Below are 15,648 nucleotides of genomic sequence, written 5' to 3'. Positions count from 1 at the left end.
GGAGCTCAGCATGGGCCTTTTGATCGACGGCCGCTGGCACGACCAGTGGTATGAAACAGGCAAAGACGGTGCCTTTAAACGCGAAAACGCCCAGCGCCGCAACTCCCTGCCCGCGCCTGAAGCCGGCCGCTATCACCTGTACGTCTCGCTGGCTTGCCCATGGGCCCACCGCACCCTGATCGTGCGTGCGCTCAAGGGCCTGGAGCCGCTTATCGATGTGTCGGTGGTGAGCTGGCTGATGCAAGAAAACGGCTGGACCTTCGACCAGCAGCAGGGCTCCAGCGGCGATCACCTCGACGGCCTCGAGTTCCTGCACCAACGCTATACCCAGGATGACCCGCATTACACTGGGCGTGTCACCGTGCCGGTGCTCTGGGACAAGAAAGAGAAGCGCATCGTCAACAACGAATCGTCCGAGATCATCCGCATCTTCAACAGTGCTTTCGACGAGTTGACCGGCAATCGCCTGGACCTGTACCCAGAGCCGTTGCGCCCAACGATCGACGCACTGAACGAGCGGATCTACCCAGCGGTGAACAATGGCGTATACCGCGCAGGTTTCGCCACGACGCAGGACGCGTACGAAGCGGCATTCGACGAGGTGTTCAATGAGCTGGCTCATCTGGAAGCGCTGCTGAGCCGCCAGCGGTACCTGGCTGGTGAGTACCTGACCGAGGCCGATGTGCGCCTGTTCACCACACTGGTGCGCTTCGACGCGGTGTATCACGGGCACTTCAAGTGCAACCTGCGGCGCCTGGCCGATTACCCGAACCTGTCAAACTGGTTGCGCGAGCTGTACCAGTGGCCAGGGGTGGCGCAGACGGTGGATATGGAGCACATCCAGAAGCACTATTACATGAGCCACAAGACCATCAACCCGAATGGGATCGTGCCCAAGGGGCCGCTGCAGGAGTTTGGCCTGGCGCATGATCGGGAGCGTTTGGCGGGGCATGGGATATGGCTTAATAGCTGATAACGCCGGGGCCGCAAAGCGGCCCCGTTCGATTTCAGCTTTGTTGCGACCCTTCAAACCAAGCCAGCTTCTCACGCAACTGCACCACTTCCCCGACAATCACCAGGGTCGGCGCATGCACTTCATGCCGGGCGACCAGGCCCGGCAAATCCGCCAGGGTACCGGTGAACACCCGCTGATTACGCGTCGTCCCCTGCTGCACCAGCGCCGCAGGTGTGCTGGCCGCACGCCCATGACGAATCAGCTCGGCGCAAATGGTCGGCAAGCCCACCAGCCCCATGTAGAACACCAGGGTCTGGTTCGGCGCCACCAGGTCATTCCAAGGCAGGTTACTGGTCCCGTCCTTCAGGTGCCCGGTCACGAAGCGCACCGACTGCGCATAATCGCGATGGGTCAGCGGGATGCCGCCGTAGGCAGAGCAACCACTGGCCGCAGTAATACCCGGTACCACCTGGAACGGGATGCCCTGCTCGGCCAGTTCCTCGATCTCCTCGCCACCCCGCCCAAAGATGAACGGATCGCCACCCTTGAGCCGCAGCACACGCTTGCCCTGCTTGGCCAGGTCGACCAGTAGACGGTTGATCTGGTCCTGCGGCACGGCATGCTCGGCGCGGCGCTTGCCCACGTAGATACGCTCGGCATCACGCCGGCACATCTCGATGATGGCCGGGGCCACCAGGCGGTCGTACAGCACTACATCGGCCTGCTGCATCAGGCGCAAGGCACGGAAGGTCAGCAAGTCCGGATCGCCCGGCCCCGCGCCTACCAGATACACCTCACCGCCCTGCTGCACCGGCGCACCCTCGACCATCGCCTGCAACAAGCGCTCGGCCTCGGCGCCCTGCCCGGCCAGCTGGCGCTCGGCAACCGGGCCCTGGAATACGTTTTCCCAGAAACCGCGACGCTGGTTGACGTCCGGGTACAGGCGTTTGACCTGGTGCCGGAAACGCGCGGCCAACCCGGCCAGTTCGCCGTACGCCGAAGGGATCCACGCCTCCAGCTTGGCGCGGATCAAGCGCGCCAAGACCGGCGCATCACCGCCACTGGAGACAGCCACCACCAACGGCGAGCGGTCGACGATGGCCGGGAAGATCACCGTGCACAGGGCCGGCGCATCCACCACATTGACCGGCAGGTTGAGCGACTGGGCATCGGCCGACACCTGGGCGTTGAGCCCAGGGTCGTCGGTGGCCGCGATCACCAGCCGGCAACCGACCAGGTCGGACGCCTGATAACCGCGCACCAGCACCTCACCGCCACCTTCCCGGGCCAATGCAGCCAATTGGCCATCAACCTCGGGCGCCACCACGCGCAGCGCGGCGCCGGCATCAGCCAGCAGGCGCGCCTTGCGCAAGGCAATTTCACCGCCACCGACAACCAGTACCCGGCCGCCCTGCAGCTTGTGGAACAGTGGCAGGTAATCCATTTAGCGGATGACCTCGACGCCACCCATATACGGCTTGAGCACCTCAGGCACACGGATCGAACCGTCGGCCTGCTGATAGTTCTCAAGGACCGCCACCAGGGTGCGGCCTACCGCCAGGCCAGAGCCGTTGAGGGTGTGCACCAGCTCTGGCTTGCCGGTTTCCGGGTTGCGCCAGCGGGCTTGCATGCGACGGGCCTGGAAGTCACCGCAGTTGGAGCAGGAGCTGATCTCGCGGTACTTGTCCTGGCTTGGCACCCACACTTCCAGGTCGTAGGTCTTCACCGCACCAAAGCCCATGTCGCCGGTGCACAGCGCCAGTACGCGGTACGGCAGCTCCAGCAGTTGCAGCACACGCTCGGCGTTGCCTGTCAGGCCTTCCAGGGCTTCCATCGACTTGGACGGCTCGACCACTTGCACCATCTCGACCTTGTCGAACTGATGCTGGCGGATCATGCCGCGAGTATCACGGCCCGAAGCGCCGGCTTCACTGCGGAAGCACGGGGTGTGGGCGACCAGCTTGAGCGGCAGCTGCTTGGCATCGAGGATTTCACCCGCGACCAGGTTGGTCAGCGAAACCTCGGCCGTCGGGATCAGGTAGAAGTCGGCTTCGCCTTCACGGGTGATCTTGAACAGGTCTTCCTCGAACTTGGGCAGCTGGCCGGTACCCTGCAGGGCCGGTGCCTGTACCAGGTACGGGGTGTAGTGTTCTTCGTAGCCGTGCTCGCCGGTGTGCAGGTTGATCATGAACTGCGCCAGGGCGCGGTGCAGGCGGGCGATCGGGCCACGCAGCACGGCAAAGCGTGCGCCAGACAGCTTGGCAGCGGCTTCGAAGTCCAGGCCACCGCTGACCTCGCCCAGGGCGACGTGGTCCTTGATCTCGAAGTCGAACGCTGTCGGCGTACCCCAACGGCGCACTTCGACGTTGTCGTCTTCGCTGGCGCCGACCGGCACGCTGGCGTCCGGCAGGTTGGGGATGGTCAGCAGGATGGCGTCCAGTTCAGCCTGGATGCCGTCCAGTTCGACCTTGCCGGCTGCCAGCTCATTGGCCATGCGCTCGACATCGGCCATCAGCGGCGCGATGTCCTCGCCTTTGGCCTTGGCCTGGCCGATGGACTTGGAGCGGGCGTTACGCTCGGCCTGCAGCTGCTCGGTGCGGGTCTGCACCGCCTTGCGGCGTTCTTCCAGTGATTCGATGCGCGCGACATCCAGGCTGAAGCCACGGGAGGCCAGGCGATCCGCCACTTCCTGAAGTTGGCCGCGTAACAGTTTGGAATCGAGCATATCGTTCTCTCGTTATATGTAAGTGTTGGTTCAGAATCGGGTCAGGGACAGGCCGGCCCAGGTCGCGAGCAGCCCGCCCACCACGCTGATACCGGTATAGCCCAAAGCCAGGGGCATCTGCCCGCTTTCCATGAGGCGTACGGTATCGAGCGAAAAAGAGGAAAACGTCGTCAAGCCGCCAAGAAAGCCGACCATCAGGCCGGCGCGCAGCTCGGCCGGCACCATCGGCTTGTGCAAGAACAGGCCGTAGAGCAGGCCGATCAGCAGGCAGCCGATCAGGTTGACCGCCAGCGTACCGAGATAGAAGTGCCGTGGCCAGTGGGCAACCACCCAGTTCGCGGTGGCAAAGCGCAGCAACGTGCCGGCGACACCGCCCGCACTGACGGCGGCGATCAGTGCAATCACGGTTTTCTCCGTTGCCGGGGGCTGCTGCGATCCAGCTCGGCCAGGTGCCGAAGTTTCTCGCCGATCTTCAGCTCCAGGCCACGGGGGACGGGCTGATAGTACTGGCGGGGTTCAAGCTGGTCGGGGAAGTAATCTTCACCCGCCGCGTAGGCATCGGGCTCGTCATGGGCGTAGCGGTACTCATCGCCATAGCCCAGTTGCTTCATCAATTTGGTCGGGGCGTTGCGCAGGTGCAGCGGCACCTCCAGCGAGCCGTGCTCGGCGGCCTCGCGCAGGGCGGTCTTGAAGCCCATGTACACCGCGTTGCTCTTCGGCGCGCAGGCGATATAGGTGATGGCCTGGGCGACTGCCAGCTCCCCCTCGGGACTGCCCAGGCGCTCTTGCACGTCCCAGGCCGACAGGCACAGGCTCAAGGCACGAGGGTCGGCGTTGCCGATGTCTTCGCTGGCCATGCGCACCACGCGGCGGGCGATGTACAGCGGGTCGCAGCCACCATCGAGCATGCGCGCGAACCAGTACAAGGCCGCATCGGGGTTGGAGCCGCGCACCGACTTGTGCAGCGCCGAGATCTGGTCATAGAACGCCTCGCCCCCTTTATCGAAACGGCGGCGGCTGTCGCCGAGCAGGCTTTGCAGCAGCTCGACAGCAATTTCGCTGCCATCTTCAGCCAGGTCCGAGGCATTTTCGAGAAAATTGAGCATGCGTCGGCCATCGCCGTCGGCGGCAGCCATGAGCATCTTGAAGGCCTCGTCGCCAACCCGCAGGTTGTGCTGGCCCAGGCCGCGCTCCTCGCTGAGGGCCCGGTCGACCAACTTGCGCAGGGCCGGCTCGTCTAGGCTCTTGAGCACATACACCCGCGCCCGCGAGAGCAAGGCATTGTTCAGCTCAAAGGAGGGGTTTTCAGTGGTGGCGCCGATGAAGATCAGCGTGCCATCTTCCACATAGGGCAGAAAAGCGTCCTGCTGGGACTTGTTGAAGCGGTGCACTTCGTCGACGAACAGGATGGTCCGACGGCCATACTGGGCCGCCTGCTGCTTGGCCACCTCGACCGCCTGGCGAATTTCCTTGACCCCCGCCAGCACCGCCGAGACGGTTTCGAAGTGGGCATCACAGAACTGCGCCAGCAACCGCGCCAGGGTGGTCTTGCCGACCCCGGGCGGGCCCCAGAAGATCATCGAGTGCAAAGCCCCCTGCTCCAGCGCCTCGCGCAGCGGCTTGCCGCGCGCCAGCAGGTGCTCCTGGCCGACGTACTCGTCCAGGTTGGACGGGCGCAGGCGAGCAGCCAGGGGCTGGGCGACGGGTTCGCTTCGAAACAGGTCCATCACGGGCTCCGCTTACTCCTGGATGATGTCCGCGCCTTTCGGGACATCGAACTTGAACTTGCTGTCCGGCACCGCCTGGTTGGCCTTCACCCCGGTGAACAGGATGTTGGTGCGCTGGCCGACGCTGTCGATCAGTTGCATGTCATTGATCAGGCCCTTGCGGAACGAAACACGCAGCGAGTCGAACAGGGTGTCCTTGGTTTTCGGCTTCAAGGTGAAGTCCATCACTTCGCCCTGCTCCTTGGAGTCGATATCGAAGCTCTGGCTGATCTTCGACACGTCACCGGACAGCAACAACGCCGGGGTCTGGTTCAGGCGCACATCAAGCTTCTTGATGGTGGCCTGTTCCAGGTCCGGGTCCCACAGGGTGACCATCTTGCCATCGGACACCACTACCTGCTCCTGCGGGGCATCGGTATGCCAGTAGAACAGGCCCGGGCGCTTCACGGTCATCTGCCCGGCAGTTTCCTGCAGGCTGGTGCCATCGGCACCCAACGTCAGTTGAGAGAACTTGGCATCGATGGTTTGCGACTTTTCCAGCAACTGGGTCAGGCGCTTTACGTCCAGCTCGCCGGCGTGGGCCGACACAGAGCCCATGGCCAGGGCAGAAACCAACAGCATGCGAATCGCGCGCATGGAAATCCTCGTAGGGCAGTCTATGAACCAGGCGCCCTCGAGGCGCCCGGCAATGTGTTCATCAATCGCGCGGGCCGCCTGGGGCAATCACTTCCCGCGAGCCGTTGCTGTTCATGGGGGTGACCACACCGGCCATCTCCATCGCCTCGATCATGCGTGCGGCGCGGTTGTAGCCGATCTTCAGCTTGCGCTGCACCGCCGAAATGGAGGCTCGACGGCTTTCTAGCACGAATTGCACCGCCTCATCATACAGCGCATCGCTTTCCGAATCGTCGCCGTCACCGCCACCACCACCGCCTTCGAAGCCGCTGCCAGCCTCTTCGACGCCGTTGAGGATGTCGTCGTTGTAGTCCGGCGCGCCACGTAGCTTCCAGGCCTCCACCGTGCGGTGCACTTCGTCGTCGGAAACGAACGCGCCATGCACGCGAATCGGCAGGCTGGTGCCCGGTGGCATGTACAGCATGTCACCGTGGCCAAGCAACTGCTCGGCACCGCCTTGGTCGATGATGGTGCGCGAGTCGATCTTGCTCGACACCTGGAACGCCATGCGGGTCGGGATGTTGGCCTTGATCAGGCCAGTGATCACGTCAACCGACGGACGCTGGGTGGCGAGGATCAGGTGAATACCGGCAGCCCGCGCCTTCTGGGCGATACGCGCGATCAGCTCTTCGACCTTCTTGCCGACGATCATCATCATGTCGGCAAACTCGTCCACCACTACCACGATGGTCGGCAGGGTCTTCAGTGCTGGCGGCTCGTCGTCCATGCTCTCGCGGCGGTACAGCGGGTCGTGAATGACCTCGCCGGCTTCCTGGGCATCCTTGATCTTGCGGTTGAAGCCGGCCAGGTTACGCACACCCATGGCGGCCATCAGTTTGTAACGCCGCTCCATCTCGGCAACGCTCCAGCGCAGCGCGTTGGCGGCATCCTTCATGTCGGTGACCACCGGGCACAGCAGGTGCGGGATGCCTTCGTAGATCGACAGTTCGAGCATCTTCGGGTCGATCATGATCAGCCGCGCATCTTCGGGCCCGGACTTGAACAGGATCGACAGGATCATCGCGTTCACACCCACCGACTTACCGGAGCCAGTGGTACCGGCGACCAGCAGGTGCGGCATCTTGGCCAGGTCGGTGATGACCGGCTTGCCGCCGATGTCGTGGCCCAGGGCCAGCGCGACCGGTGATTTGGATTCGTCGAACAGCGGCGACGACAGCACTTCGGAGAAGCGCACCATCTGCCGGTTTTCGTTGGGGATCTCGATACCCACAGTGGTTTTGCCCGGGATCACCTCGACCACCCGTACGCTGGTCACTGCCAGTGAGCGCGCCAGGTCTTTGGCCAGGTTGGCGATACGGCTGACCTTTACCCCGGCCGCTGGCTGGATCTCGTAACGGGTAATGACCGGGCCTGGGTGGATGGAGTCCACCGAGACTTCCACGCCGAATTCCTTGAGCTTGATTTCCAGCAGCTGGCCGACGCCGGCCAGGGATTCTGGCGAATACTCGATCTTCTTCTGCTCGGCCGGGTCGAGGATGGAAATGGACGGCAACGTGCCTTCCACGGCGCTGTCGACGAACAGCGGCGCCTGCTTCTCCTTCATCACCCGCTTGCTCGGTTCCGGCGCCTTGGCCGGCGCGGGCGGGACGATTACCGGGGCCGCAGGTTGCTCGCGGGGCACAACGGCCTCACGCGCCACCACGGGTTCACGCGGCGCAGCAGGCGGCGCGGCTACAGGCCGGGCGGGCACATCGTCACGCTCGACGCTGCGCTCGCGCAGCTGTGGCTTGGCCGGGTCGCGCTTCTGGGCCACCATGGGCGCCACGCCGAAGTCAGGTTCATCGACCTCGCGCAACTGCGCCTCCAGGCGCTTGCGCTCGTTGCGGGCTTCCCACCAGCGGTTGGCGGCGCCTTGCACCAGTTCGAACAGGTCAAGGGTGATCTTGCCGGTAAGGTCCATCACCTTGAACCAGGACAGGTCGGTGAACACCGTCAGGCCAAACAGGAACAAGGCAATGAACATCAGCGTGCTGCCCTGCACGTTCAGCAGGTTGCGCGCCAGCTCGCCCAGGCTTTCGCCCAGGGCGCCCCCGGCAGAGAACGGTATGCTCGCCGGCGGGTGGAAATGGATATGCGCCAGGGCCGCGCCCGACAGCACCAGGAACACCAGCCCGATGAGCCGCCAGGAGAACAGCCAGCCGCTCCATTCCCAGGCCTGGTGGCGTTCGCGGAAGATCTGCAAGGTCTTGATCGCCAGCAGCAGCGGGAAGATGTAGGCGAAATAGCCCAGCACCATGAACAGGATGTCGGCGAAGTAGGCCCCTGCTCGCCCGGCGGCGTTCTGCACCTGGTCGACGTTGCTGGTGTGGCTGAAGCCAGGGTCGGACGTGTCGTAGGTCAGCAGCGCCATCCACAGGTACAGGCACATGGCGCCGACGGCGATCAACGCACCTTCCTTCAGGCGATAGTGCAGCTGCTGCCGCCACAGGGGCACTGGCAAGGGAGCTGGAGTTGCGGTGGATTTCTTCAAAACGCGTCTATTCCTGCGCGTGCTGCGCGTCCAATAGTGATCGGCCAATGCATGGCCAATGAACCACTACTTTTAACATTACTGCCCGTCAGCCGCCATGACGGCGCGCCGCACATGGGCTTGAGGGGGCTACTTTCACTTAGCTGCAATTTGAGCATGCATTTTCTTTTGTGACAAAGGCTTATGCTGTGTTTTTGCACAGGTATGACAGCAAATGTCCCGGATGGTGCCTGTGGCCTCATGAATGTGCAGGAAATTACCTAAACGGTTGCCCGTACCTTGGCGAATGAACGACAGCGATTGACCCTGCTTTTCAGCCGCGCCATGCTGGCCGCTCCCCTCCCCCACCGCACAATAGACCATGCTCACCTGGCTGACCCGCGACTCGCTGACCTTCCCGCCCCTGGAAAAGGCCCTGCATGAACCCAACGGCCTGCTCGCCGCCGGCGGCGACCTGAGCCCCGAACGCCTGGTGCAGGCCTACCGCCATGGCTGCTTCCCTTGGTACCAGGAGGGCCAGCCGATCCTCTGGTGGTCACCCAACCCCCGCACGGTGCTGTTGCCAGATGAGCTGCACGTCTCGCGCTCGCTGGCCAAGTTCATCCGCCAGGGCCACTACCAGGTCACCTTCGACACCGACTTCGCCGCCGTGATCGCCGCCTGCGCCGCACCCCGCGACTATGCCGACGGCACCTGGATCACCGACACCATGCGCGCCGCCTACTGCGAGCTGCACCGTCGCGGCCATGCCCATTCAGTGGAAGTGCGCCAGGACGGTGAGCTGGTCGGCGGCCTGTACGGCCTGGCCATGGGCCGCCTGTTCTTCGGCGAGTCGATGTTCAGCCGTACCGACAATGCCTCCAAGGTCGGCTTCGTCACGCTGGTCACGCACCTGCGCCAGGCCGGTTTTGTCCTGATCGACTGCCAGATGCCGACCAACCACCTGCACAGCCTTGGCGCCCGCGCCATCAGCCGCGCCGAGTTCGCCGGGTACCTCGCGCGCTACCTCGACCAGCCCAACAGCGCCACCTGGGTTCCCTAGGCGAGTTCCCAGAGCTGGCTTACACTTAAAGGCAAAGTCTCACCGAAGGGGTTGATCATGACAGAGTTGGCGCGGTTGAAGTTCTATGCCACTCAGCCCCACTCCTGCAGCTACCTGCCCGAGGAGCAGGCCACCACGCTGTTTCTCGACCCCAGCCAGCCGATGGACGTGAACGTCTATGCCGACCTGTCTGAAATGGGTTTTCGGCGCAGCGGCGACCACCTTTACCGCCCCCACTGCCAAAACTGCAATGCCTGCGTGCCGGCGCGCATTCCGACGGCGCGCTTCATCCCCAACCGCCAGCAGCGCCGCATCCTCAAGCGCAACGCCGACCTGACCGTGACCGCGGCACGCCCGGCATTCAAGGAAGAGTACTTCGACCTGTACCGGCGCTACATCGAGACCCGTCACGCCGACGGCGACATGTACCCGCCCAGCCGCGACCAGTTCTCCACCTTCCTGGTGCGCGACCTGCCGTTCTGCTGGTTCTACGAGTTCCGCCTGGCAGGGCGCCTGCTGGCGGTGGCGGTGTGCGACCTGCTGCCTAACGGCCTGTCGGCGGTGTACACCTTCTACGAGCCCGATGAAGAGCGCCGCAGCCTGGGCCGTTTCGCCATCCTCTGGCAGATCACCGAAGCCCTGCGCCAGAATCTTGAGGCGGTTTACCTCGGTTACTGGATCAAGAACTGCAAGAAGATGAACTACAAGACGCAGTATCGCCCCATCGAGCTGCTGATCAACCAGCGCTGGGTCACCCTCAACTGAAAGCATTGGCTTGAAACACTATTTTCCGGCATAATCCACGCCACTTTTTTGCCCGGTGCGGTTATGCGTCGGGCCAACACTGGACACCGAGGGCTCAACTGCATGTCGAAAGAAGACAGCTTCGAAATGGAAGGTACTGTCGTCGACACCCTGCCCAACACCATGTTCCGCGTGGAGTTGGAAAACGGGCACGTCGTAACCGCGCACATCTCCGGAAAGATGCGCAAGAACTACATTCGTATTCTCACTGGCGACAAGGTCCGCGTCGAACTGACACCTTACGACCTGAGCAAAGGCCGCATCACTTACCGTGCGCGCTAAGCCCAAGCCATGAAAAAGCCCGGCCATGTGCCGGGCTTTTTTTTGGGTTGAAGAACTGGGAGGGCTTTGCCCTCCTTTCGCGACGCAAGGCCGCTCCTACAGGATCGCGGAAACCTGTAGGTACGGCGAGAAAGGGCCGCATAGCGGCCCCACTGTCACGCCACCTCAGCCGTGGTCTCGAAGTCGAACACCAGTTCGCCATCGCGCAGGTCGACGTGCACCACGCCACCATGCTCGGCCAGCTCGCCAAACAGGATCTCCTCGGCCAGTGGCCGTTTGATCTTGTCCTGGATCAGCCGCGCCATTGGCCGCGCGCCCATCTGCACATCGTAGCCCGAGGCCGCCAGCCAGCCGCGGGCGTCATCACTGACTTCCAGCAGCACACGCTTGTCTTCCAGCTGGGCCTGCAGCTCGATGAGGAACTTGTCGACGATGCTCTTGATCGTCTCGTGGCTCAGGCGGCCAAACTGGATGATGGTGTCCAGACGGTTGCGGAACTCCGGCGTGAAGCTCTTGCGGATGACCTCCATGGCATCGGACGCATGGTCCTGATGGGTAAACCCGATCGATGCCCGCGCCGCGGTTTCAGCCCCGGCGTTGGTGGTCATGATCAGGATCACGTTACGGAAGTCCGCCTTGCGCCCGTTGTTGTCGGTCAGCGTACCGTGGTCCATCACTTGCAGCAGCAGGTTGAAGACTTCCGGGTGCGCCTTCTCGATTTCGTCCAGCAGCAGGACGCAATGCGGCTGCTTGGTGATTGCCTCGGTCAACAGGCCACCCTGGTCGAACCCGACATAACCGGGCGGAGCACCGATCAGGCGCGAAACGGTATGCCGCTCCATGTACTCGGACATGTCGAAGCGCACCAGCTCCACGCCCAGCGCCTTGGCCAGCTGCCGCGCCGCTTCGGTCTTGCCGACACCGGTAGGCCCGGCGAACAGGAACGAGCCGACCGGCTTGTCGGGCGCCTTGAGCCCGGCACGGGACAGCTTGATCGCGGTCGACAGCGAGTCGATGGCAGGGTCCTGCCCGAACACGGTCAGCTTCAGGTCACGCTCCAGGTTACGCAACAGTTCCTTGTCGGAGCTGCTGACATGCTTCGGCGGAATCCGTGCAATCTTGGCGACGATGTCTTCAACTTGCGGCACGTCGATGCGTTTGACCCGGTTCGCCTCTGGCTGCAGGCGCTGGTAGGCACCCGCCTCGTCGATCACGTCGATGGCCTTGTCCGGCATGTGCCGGTCATTGATGTAGCGCGAGGCCAGCTCGGCGGCGGCGCGCAGGGCTTCGTCGCTGTACTCGATGTTGTGATGGCTCTCGAACCGGCCCTTGAGCCCGCGCAGGATGCCAACGGTGTCTTCCACCGAAGGCTCGCTGACATCGACCTTCTGGAAGCGTCGCGCCAGGGCACGGTCCTTCTCGAAGATGCCGCGAAACTCTTGGAAGGTAGTCGAGCCAATGCAGCGAATGTCGCCAGACGACAGCAGCGGCTTGAGCAGGTTGGATGCATCCATGACCCCACCAGACGCCGCACCGGCACCGATGATGGTGTGGATCTCATCGATGAACAGGATCGCCTGCGGGCGTTTGCGCAGTTCGCCGAGCAGCGCCTTGAAACGCTTCTCGAAGTCGCCACGGTACTTGGTGCCGGCCAGCAGCGCACCCAGGTCGAGGGAGTACACCACGCTCTGGGCCAGCAGGTCAGGCACCTGACCGTCGACGATACGCTTGGCCAGGCCTTCGGCAATGGCAGTTTTGCCCACCCCGGCCTCACCCACCAGCAGCGGGTTGTTCTTGCGCCGACGCGCCAGAATCTGCGCGACGCGCTCGACCTCCTGCTCGCGCCCGACCAGCGGGTCGATGCGCCCGGCGCGGGCCAGCTCGTTCAGGTTGCTGGCGTAAGCATCCAGCGGGTTGCTCGACGATGACGTTTCGCCACCGTCCTCGTCCTGCATTTCCTGGTCGCCTTCAGTGTTCGGGCCATGGCCCGGCACCTTGGAAATGCCATGGGCGATGTAGTTGACCACATCGATCCGGGCCACGCTCTGCTGCTTGAGCAGGAACACGGCCTGGCTTTCCTGTTCGCTGAAGATCGCCACCAGCACGTTGGCGCCGGTCACTTCGCGCTTGCCGGAGCTTTGCACATGGAACACGGCACGCTGCAGCACACGCTGGAAGCCCAGGGTTGGCTGGGTCTCGCGGTCTTCATCGTTGACCGGAATCAGGGGCGTGGTGGAATCGATGAACTCTTGCAGGTCGTGCTTGAGTTTGTCGAGATTGGCGCCACAGGCGCGCAGAACGGTCGCGGCAGCCTCGTTGTCAAGGAGTGCCAGCAGCAGATGTTCGACGGTCATGAATTCATGACGTTTCGAACGAGCCTCCTTGAAGGCCAGATTGAGGGTGACTTCGAGCTCGCGGTTTAACATAGCTTCACCTCATACCCAAGTGGTCGGCGATTAACCGTCCTTCTCGATTTCACAGAGTAGCGGATGCTGGCTTTCCCTGGCGTATTGGTTGACCTGCATGGCCTTTGTTTCGGCGATGTCACGGGTAAACAATCCGCACACTGCCCGCCCCTCGGTATGGACGGTCAGCATGATCTTGGTCGCCAGCTCGCGGTTCAGACTGAAGAACGTCTCGAGCACTTCGACGACGAAATCCATCGGTGTGTAGTCATCGTTGAACAAAACCACCTTGTACATCGGTGGCGCCTGCAGGATCGGCTTGGCTTCCTGGACAGCAAGACCTGAGCCGTCGTCCTCATTCGATTGCGGGCGATCCTGATTGAATGTTAGTCGAATCTCACTAGGTGCATGCATGGAAAGAATTTCATCATGATCGACAGGTTAAAGTTGTCGGTTGAGCGCAAAGTTCGCCTACGGCGCACGCGCCGCCTGACCTTGACTATCGGCAAAACGGTGTTACAACCAATAAGAACCCACCGTGGTCGATAAAGATCCGCGCAGTCAACCAGATTTTTCGCATGGTTCGTATGCGGATGAAGTGGATGATACTCCAGTGATGGAGTCCTTTGCAGAGGGACATAGGGATGGCAAGCGGTAAAGTCAAGTGGTTCAACAATGCCAAGGGCTACGGATTCATCAACGAGGATGGTAAATCCGATGACCTGTTCGCTCATTACTCGGCCATCCAGATGGACGGATACAAGACGCTCAAGGCTGGCCAGGCCGTGGAATTCGAAATCATCCAGGGCCCCAAAGGCCTGCACGCGGTCAAGATAATGGACGCCGTTACCGCTGCGGCTGCCAAGGCCCAAAGCCAGACCGCGAGCGAAACCGCCAGAGCCTGAACCCTGCTCCGTGTCGGTATACGAAAAAACCGGTCGCCTCTTTAGCCAGGCGACCGGTTTTCTCTTGCCTCACATATGCTTGATCATCTCATCGCCAAAGCCTGAACTGCCCACCAGCTTCGCCCCTTCCATCAGGCGCTCGAAGTCGTAGGTCACGGTCTTGGCGGCAATCGCGCCGTTGGTGCCCTTGATGATCAGGTCAGCCGCCTCGGTCCAGCCCATGTGGCGCAGCATCATCTCTGCCGACAGAATCACCGAGCCCGGGTTGACCTTGTCCTGCCCGGCATACTTGGGCGCGGTGCCGTGGGTAGCTTCGAACATGGCCACGGTGTCGGACAGGTTGGCGCCCGGCGCGATGCCGATACCGCCCACTTCCGCCGCCAAGGCGTCAGACAGGTAGTCACCGTTGAGGTTGAGGGTGGCGATCACATCGTACTCGGCCGGGCGCAGCAGGATCTGCTGGAGCATGGCGTCGGCGATGGCATCCTTGACGATGACCTCGCGACCGGTCTTGGGGTTGTTGAACTTCATCCAGGGGCCGCCGTCGAGCAGCTCGGCGCCAAACTCATCACGGGCCACCTCGTAACCCCAGTCCTTGAAGGCGCCTTCGGTGAACTTCATGATGTTGCCCTTGTGCACCAGCGTGAGCGATTCGCGGTCGTTGTCCACCACGTATTGCAACGCCTTGCGCACCAGGCGTTTGGTGCCCTCCCTGGAGACGGGCTTGACGCCGATGCCGCAGTCCTGGTCGAAGCGGATCTTGGTGACGCCCATTTCCTCCTTGAGGAACTTGATCACCTTGTTCGCCTCGGGCGAGCCGGCCTTCCATTCGATGCCCGCATAAATGTCTTCGGAGTTCTCACGGAAGATCACCATATCGACATCGCCAGGCTTCTTCACCGGGCTCGGCACGCCCTGGAACCACACCACCGGGCGCAGGCACACGTACAGGTCAAGCTGCTGGCGCAAGGCAACGTTGAGTGAGCGGATGCCACCGCCGACCGGTGTGGTCAGCGGGCCCTTGATCGACACCACGTACTCACGCACCGCATCGAGGGTTTCCTGCGGCAGCCAGGTGTCCTGGTCATAGACCTGCGTGGCCTTCTCGCCCGCGTACACCTCCATCCAGGCAATCTTGCGCTTGCCGCCGTAGGCTTTCTGTACGGCAGCATCCACCACTTTGATCATCACCGGGGAGACATCGACGCCGATCCCGTCGCCTTCGATATAGGGAATGATGGGGTTGTCGGGCACATTGAGCGAATGGTCTGCATTGACGGTGATCTTGGTGCCGTCGGTCGGAACCTTGATTTTCTGGTATCCCATGCTTGCACTACTCCGCTTTCGGGTGTGATTGGACATCGTGCGATCCACTGAGCCTAAACCACATCTGCTGACCTGCAAGCGCTGCGACAACGCGCCACATTGCCCCTACGTCTTTGGTCTTATAAATGGCGCCGATGTCACTTCGCCTTGCTGAATAGCCCGATTGGTTTGATATACTGCGCCGCGACCGTAGGGTCATCGGGGCGAACCCTTGGAAAATGCGGCTCGCCCTTGGCCAAGAACGGCCACGAAGCCTGGGCTGTTACCGCAGTTCAGCACTTGACGCTCGACTGATGCATCCACCATCACCG

General features: G+C 62.5%; 15 protein-coding genes. 5 read left to right on the top strand and 10 right to left on the bottom strand.

The window, feature by feature from the left end:
* Window positions 1-10 precede the first annotated feature (10 nt).
* The gene (locus PC358_RS00380; RefSeq protein WP_033696746.1) at window positions 11-973 is read left to right on the top strand and encodes a glutathione S-transferase family protein; all 963 of its coding nucleotides are present in this window, start codon (window positions 11-13) and stop codon (window positions 971-973) included.
* A 34-nt stretch (window positions 974-1,007) separates the two neighbouring features.
* Here PC358_RS00380 and cysG read toward each other — a convergent pair whose 3' ends face one another.
* The 7 genes from cysG to PC358_RS27635 form a co-directional block, all read right to left on the bottom strand.
* Complete coding sequence (cysG, locus tag PC358_RS00375) at window positions 1,008-2,399, bottom strand: siroheme synthase CysG (protein WP_033696745.1); 1,392 nt, start codon at window positions 2,397-2,399, stop codon at window positions 1,008-1,010.
* Window positions 2,400-3,680, bottom strand: a complete 1,281-nt coding sequence (serS, locus tag PC358_RS00370) for a serine--tRNA ligase (protein ID WP_033696744.1) — start codon at window positions 3,678-3,680, stop codon at window positions 2,400-2,402.
* Between the two features lie 30 nt (window positions 3,681-3,710).
* Window positions 3,711-4,085 carry a fluoride efflux transporter CrcB gene (gene crcB / locus PC358_RS00365; RefSeq protein WP_033696741.1) on the bottom strand — a complete coding sequence of 125 codons (375 nt, stop codon included), beginning with the start codon at window positions 4,083-4,085 and terminating at the stop codon, window positions 3,711-3,713.
* The gene (locus PC358_RS00360; protein WP_033696740.1) at window positions 4,082-5,407 is read right to left on the bottom strand and encodes a replication-associated recombination protein A; all 1,326 of its coding nucleotides are present in this window, start codon (window positions 5,405-5,407) and stop codon (window positions 4,082-4,084) included. The genes crcB and PC358_RS00360 overlap by 4 nt, the downstream gene beginning before the upstream one ends.
* Window positions 5,408-5,419: 12 nt before the next feature.
* Window positions 5,420-6,043, bottom strand: a complete 624-nt coding sequence (gene lolA, locus PC358_RS00355) for an outer membrane lipoprotein periplasmic chaperone LolA (RefSeq protein WP_033696739.1) — start codon at window positions 6,041-6,043, stop codon at window positions 5,420-5,422.
* A 61-nt stretch (window positions 6,044-6,104) separates the two neighbouring features.
* Window positions 6,105-8,621, bottom strand: a complete 2,517-nt coding sequence (locus PC358_RS00350; protein ID WP_371856424.1) for a DNA translocase FtsK — start codon at window positions 8,619-8,621, stop codon at window positions 6,105-6,107.
* Between the two features lie 87 nt (window positions 8,622-8,708).
* The gene (locus tag PC358_RS27635; protein ID WP_143500745.1) at window positions 8,709-8,942 is read right to left on the bottom strand and encodes a hypothetical protein; all 234 of its coding nucleotides are present in this window, start codon (window positions 8,940-8,942) and stop codon (window positions 8,709-8,711) included.
* Between PC358_RS27635 and aat the strand changes: the two genes are divergently transcribed.
* The 3 genes from aat (at window position 8,935) to infA (ending at window position 10,701) form a co-directional block, all read left to right on the top strand.
* Window positions 8,935-9,615, top strand: coding sequence for a leucyl/phenylalanyl-tRNA--protein transferase (aat, locus tag PC358_RS00345; protein ID WP_033696736.1), 681 nt, complete (start codon window positions 8,935-8,937; stop codon window positions 9,613-9,615). The two genes, PC358_RS27635 and aat, sit on opposite strands and share 8 nt — an antisense overlap.
* A gap of 57 nt (window positions 9,616-9,672) precedes the next feature.
* Window positions 9,673-10,380, top strand: a complete 708-nt coding sequence (locus tag PC358_RS00340) for an arginyltransferase (RefSeq protein ID WP_033696734.1) — start codon at window positions 9,673-9,675, stop codon at window positions 10,378-10,380.
* A gap of 102 nt (window positions 10,381-10,482) precedes the next feature.
* The gene (gene infA / locus PC358_RS00335) at window positions 10,483-10,701 is read left to right on the top strand and encodes a translation initiation factor IF-1 (protein ID WP_002553999.1); all 219 of its coding nucleotides are present in this window, start codon (window positions 10,483-10,485) and stop codon (window positions 10,699-10,701) included.
* 155 nt (window positions 10,702-10,856) lie between these two features.
* Here infA and clpA read toward each other — a convergent pair whose 3' ends face one another.
* Both clpA and clpS read right to left on the bottom strand, forming a co-directional pair.
* Entirely contained in the window at window positions 10,857-13,127 is a 2,271-nt protein-coding gene (clpA, locus tag PC358_RS00330) for an ATP-dependent Clp protease ATP-binding subunit ClpA (protein WP_033696733.1), read from the bottom strand.
* Window positions 13,128-13,157: 30 nt separating this feature from the next.
* Window positions 13,158-13,520 carry an ATP-dependent Clp protease adapter ClpS gene (clpS, locus tag PC358_RS00325; RefSeq protein ID WP_003251220.1) on the bottom strand — a complete coding sequence of 121 codons (363 nt, stop codon included), beginning with the start codon at window positions 13,518-13,520 and terminating at the stop codon, window positions 13,158-13,160.
* Between the two features lie 230 nt (window positions 13,521-13,750).
* On the opposite strand from clpS, the gene cspD reads away from it, so the two are divergent.
* Window positions 13,751-14,011, top strand: a complete 261-nt coding sequence (gene cspD, locus PC358_RS00320; protein WP_033696731.1) for a cold shock domain-containing protein CspD — start codon at window positions 13,751-13,753, stop codon at window positions 14,009-14,011.
* Between the two features lie 69 nt (window positions 14,012-14,080).
* Here cspD and icd read toward each other — a convergent pair whose 3' ends face one another.
* Window positions 14,081-15,337, bottom strand: coding sequence for an NADP-dependent isocitrate dehydrogenase (gene icd / locus PC358_RS00315; protein WP_033696730.1), 1,257 nt, complete (start codon window positions 15,335-15,337; stop codon window positions 14,081-14,083).
* Between the last annotated feature and the right edge of the window lie 311 nt (window positions 15,338-15,648).

It is taken from the genome of Pseudomonas capeferrum (assembly GCF_000731675.1).
Taxonomy (GTDB): Bacteria; Pseudomonadota; Gammaproteobacteria; order Pseudomonadales; family Pseudomonadaceae; genus Aquipseudomonas; species Aquipseudomonas capeferrum.
Note: the sequence above shows the minus strand (reverse complement) of the source record. Positions and strands in the feature narration are given on the sequence as shown.

Coding starts and splice junctions, on each gene's coding strand:
- PC358_RS00380 (WP_033696746.1), top strand. CDS start 11: ATGGGCCTTTTGATCGACGGCCGCTGGCACGACCAGTGGTATGAAACA.
- cysG (WP_033696745.1), bottom strand. CDS start 2,399: ATGGATTACCTGCCACTGTTCCACAAGCTGCAGGGCGGCCGGGTACTG.
- serS (WP_033696744.1), bottom strand. CDS start 3,680: ATGCTCGATTCCAAACTGTTACGCGGCCAACTTCAGGAAGTGGCGGAT.
- PC358_RS00360 (WP_033696740.1), bottom strand. CDS start 5,407: ATGGACCTGTTTCGAAGCGAACCCGTCGCCCAGCCCCTGGCTGCTCGC.
- lolA (WP_033696739.1), bottom strand. CDS start 6,043: ATGCGCGCGATTCGCATGCTGTTGGTTTCTGCCCTGGCCATGGGCTCT.
- aat (WP_033696736.1), top strand. CDS start 8,935: ATGCTCACCTGGCTGACCCGCGACTCGCTGACCTTCCCGCCCCTGGAA.
- PC358_RS00340 (WP_033696734.1), top strand. CDS start 9,673: ATGACAGAGTTGGCGCGGTTGAAGTTCTATGCCACTCAGCCCCACTCC.
- infA (WP_002553999.1), top strand. CDS start 10,483: ATGTCGAAAGAAGACAGCTTCGAAATGGAAGGTACTGTCGTCGACACC.
- clpA (WP_033696733.1), bottom strand. CDS start 13,127: ATGTTAAACCGCGAGCTCGAAGTCACCCTCAATCTGGCCTTCAAGGAG.
- clpS (WP_003251220.1), bottom strand. CDS start 13,520: ATGCATGCACCTAGTGAGATTCGACTAACATTCAATCAGGATCGCCCG.
- cspD (WP_033696731.1), top strand. CDS start 13,751: ATGGCAAGCGGTAAAGTCAAGTGGTTCAACAATGCCAAGGGCTACGGA.
- icd (WP_033696730.1), bottom strand. CDS start 15,337: ATGGGATACCAGAAAATCAAGGTTCCGACCGACGGCACCAAGATCACC.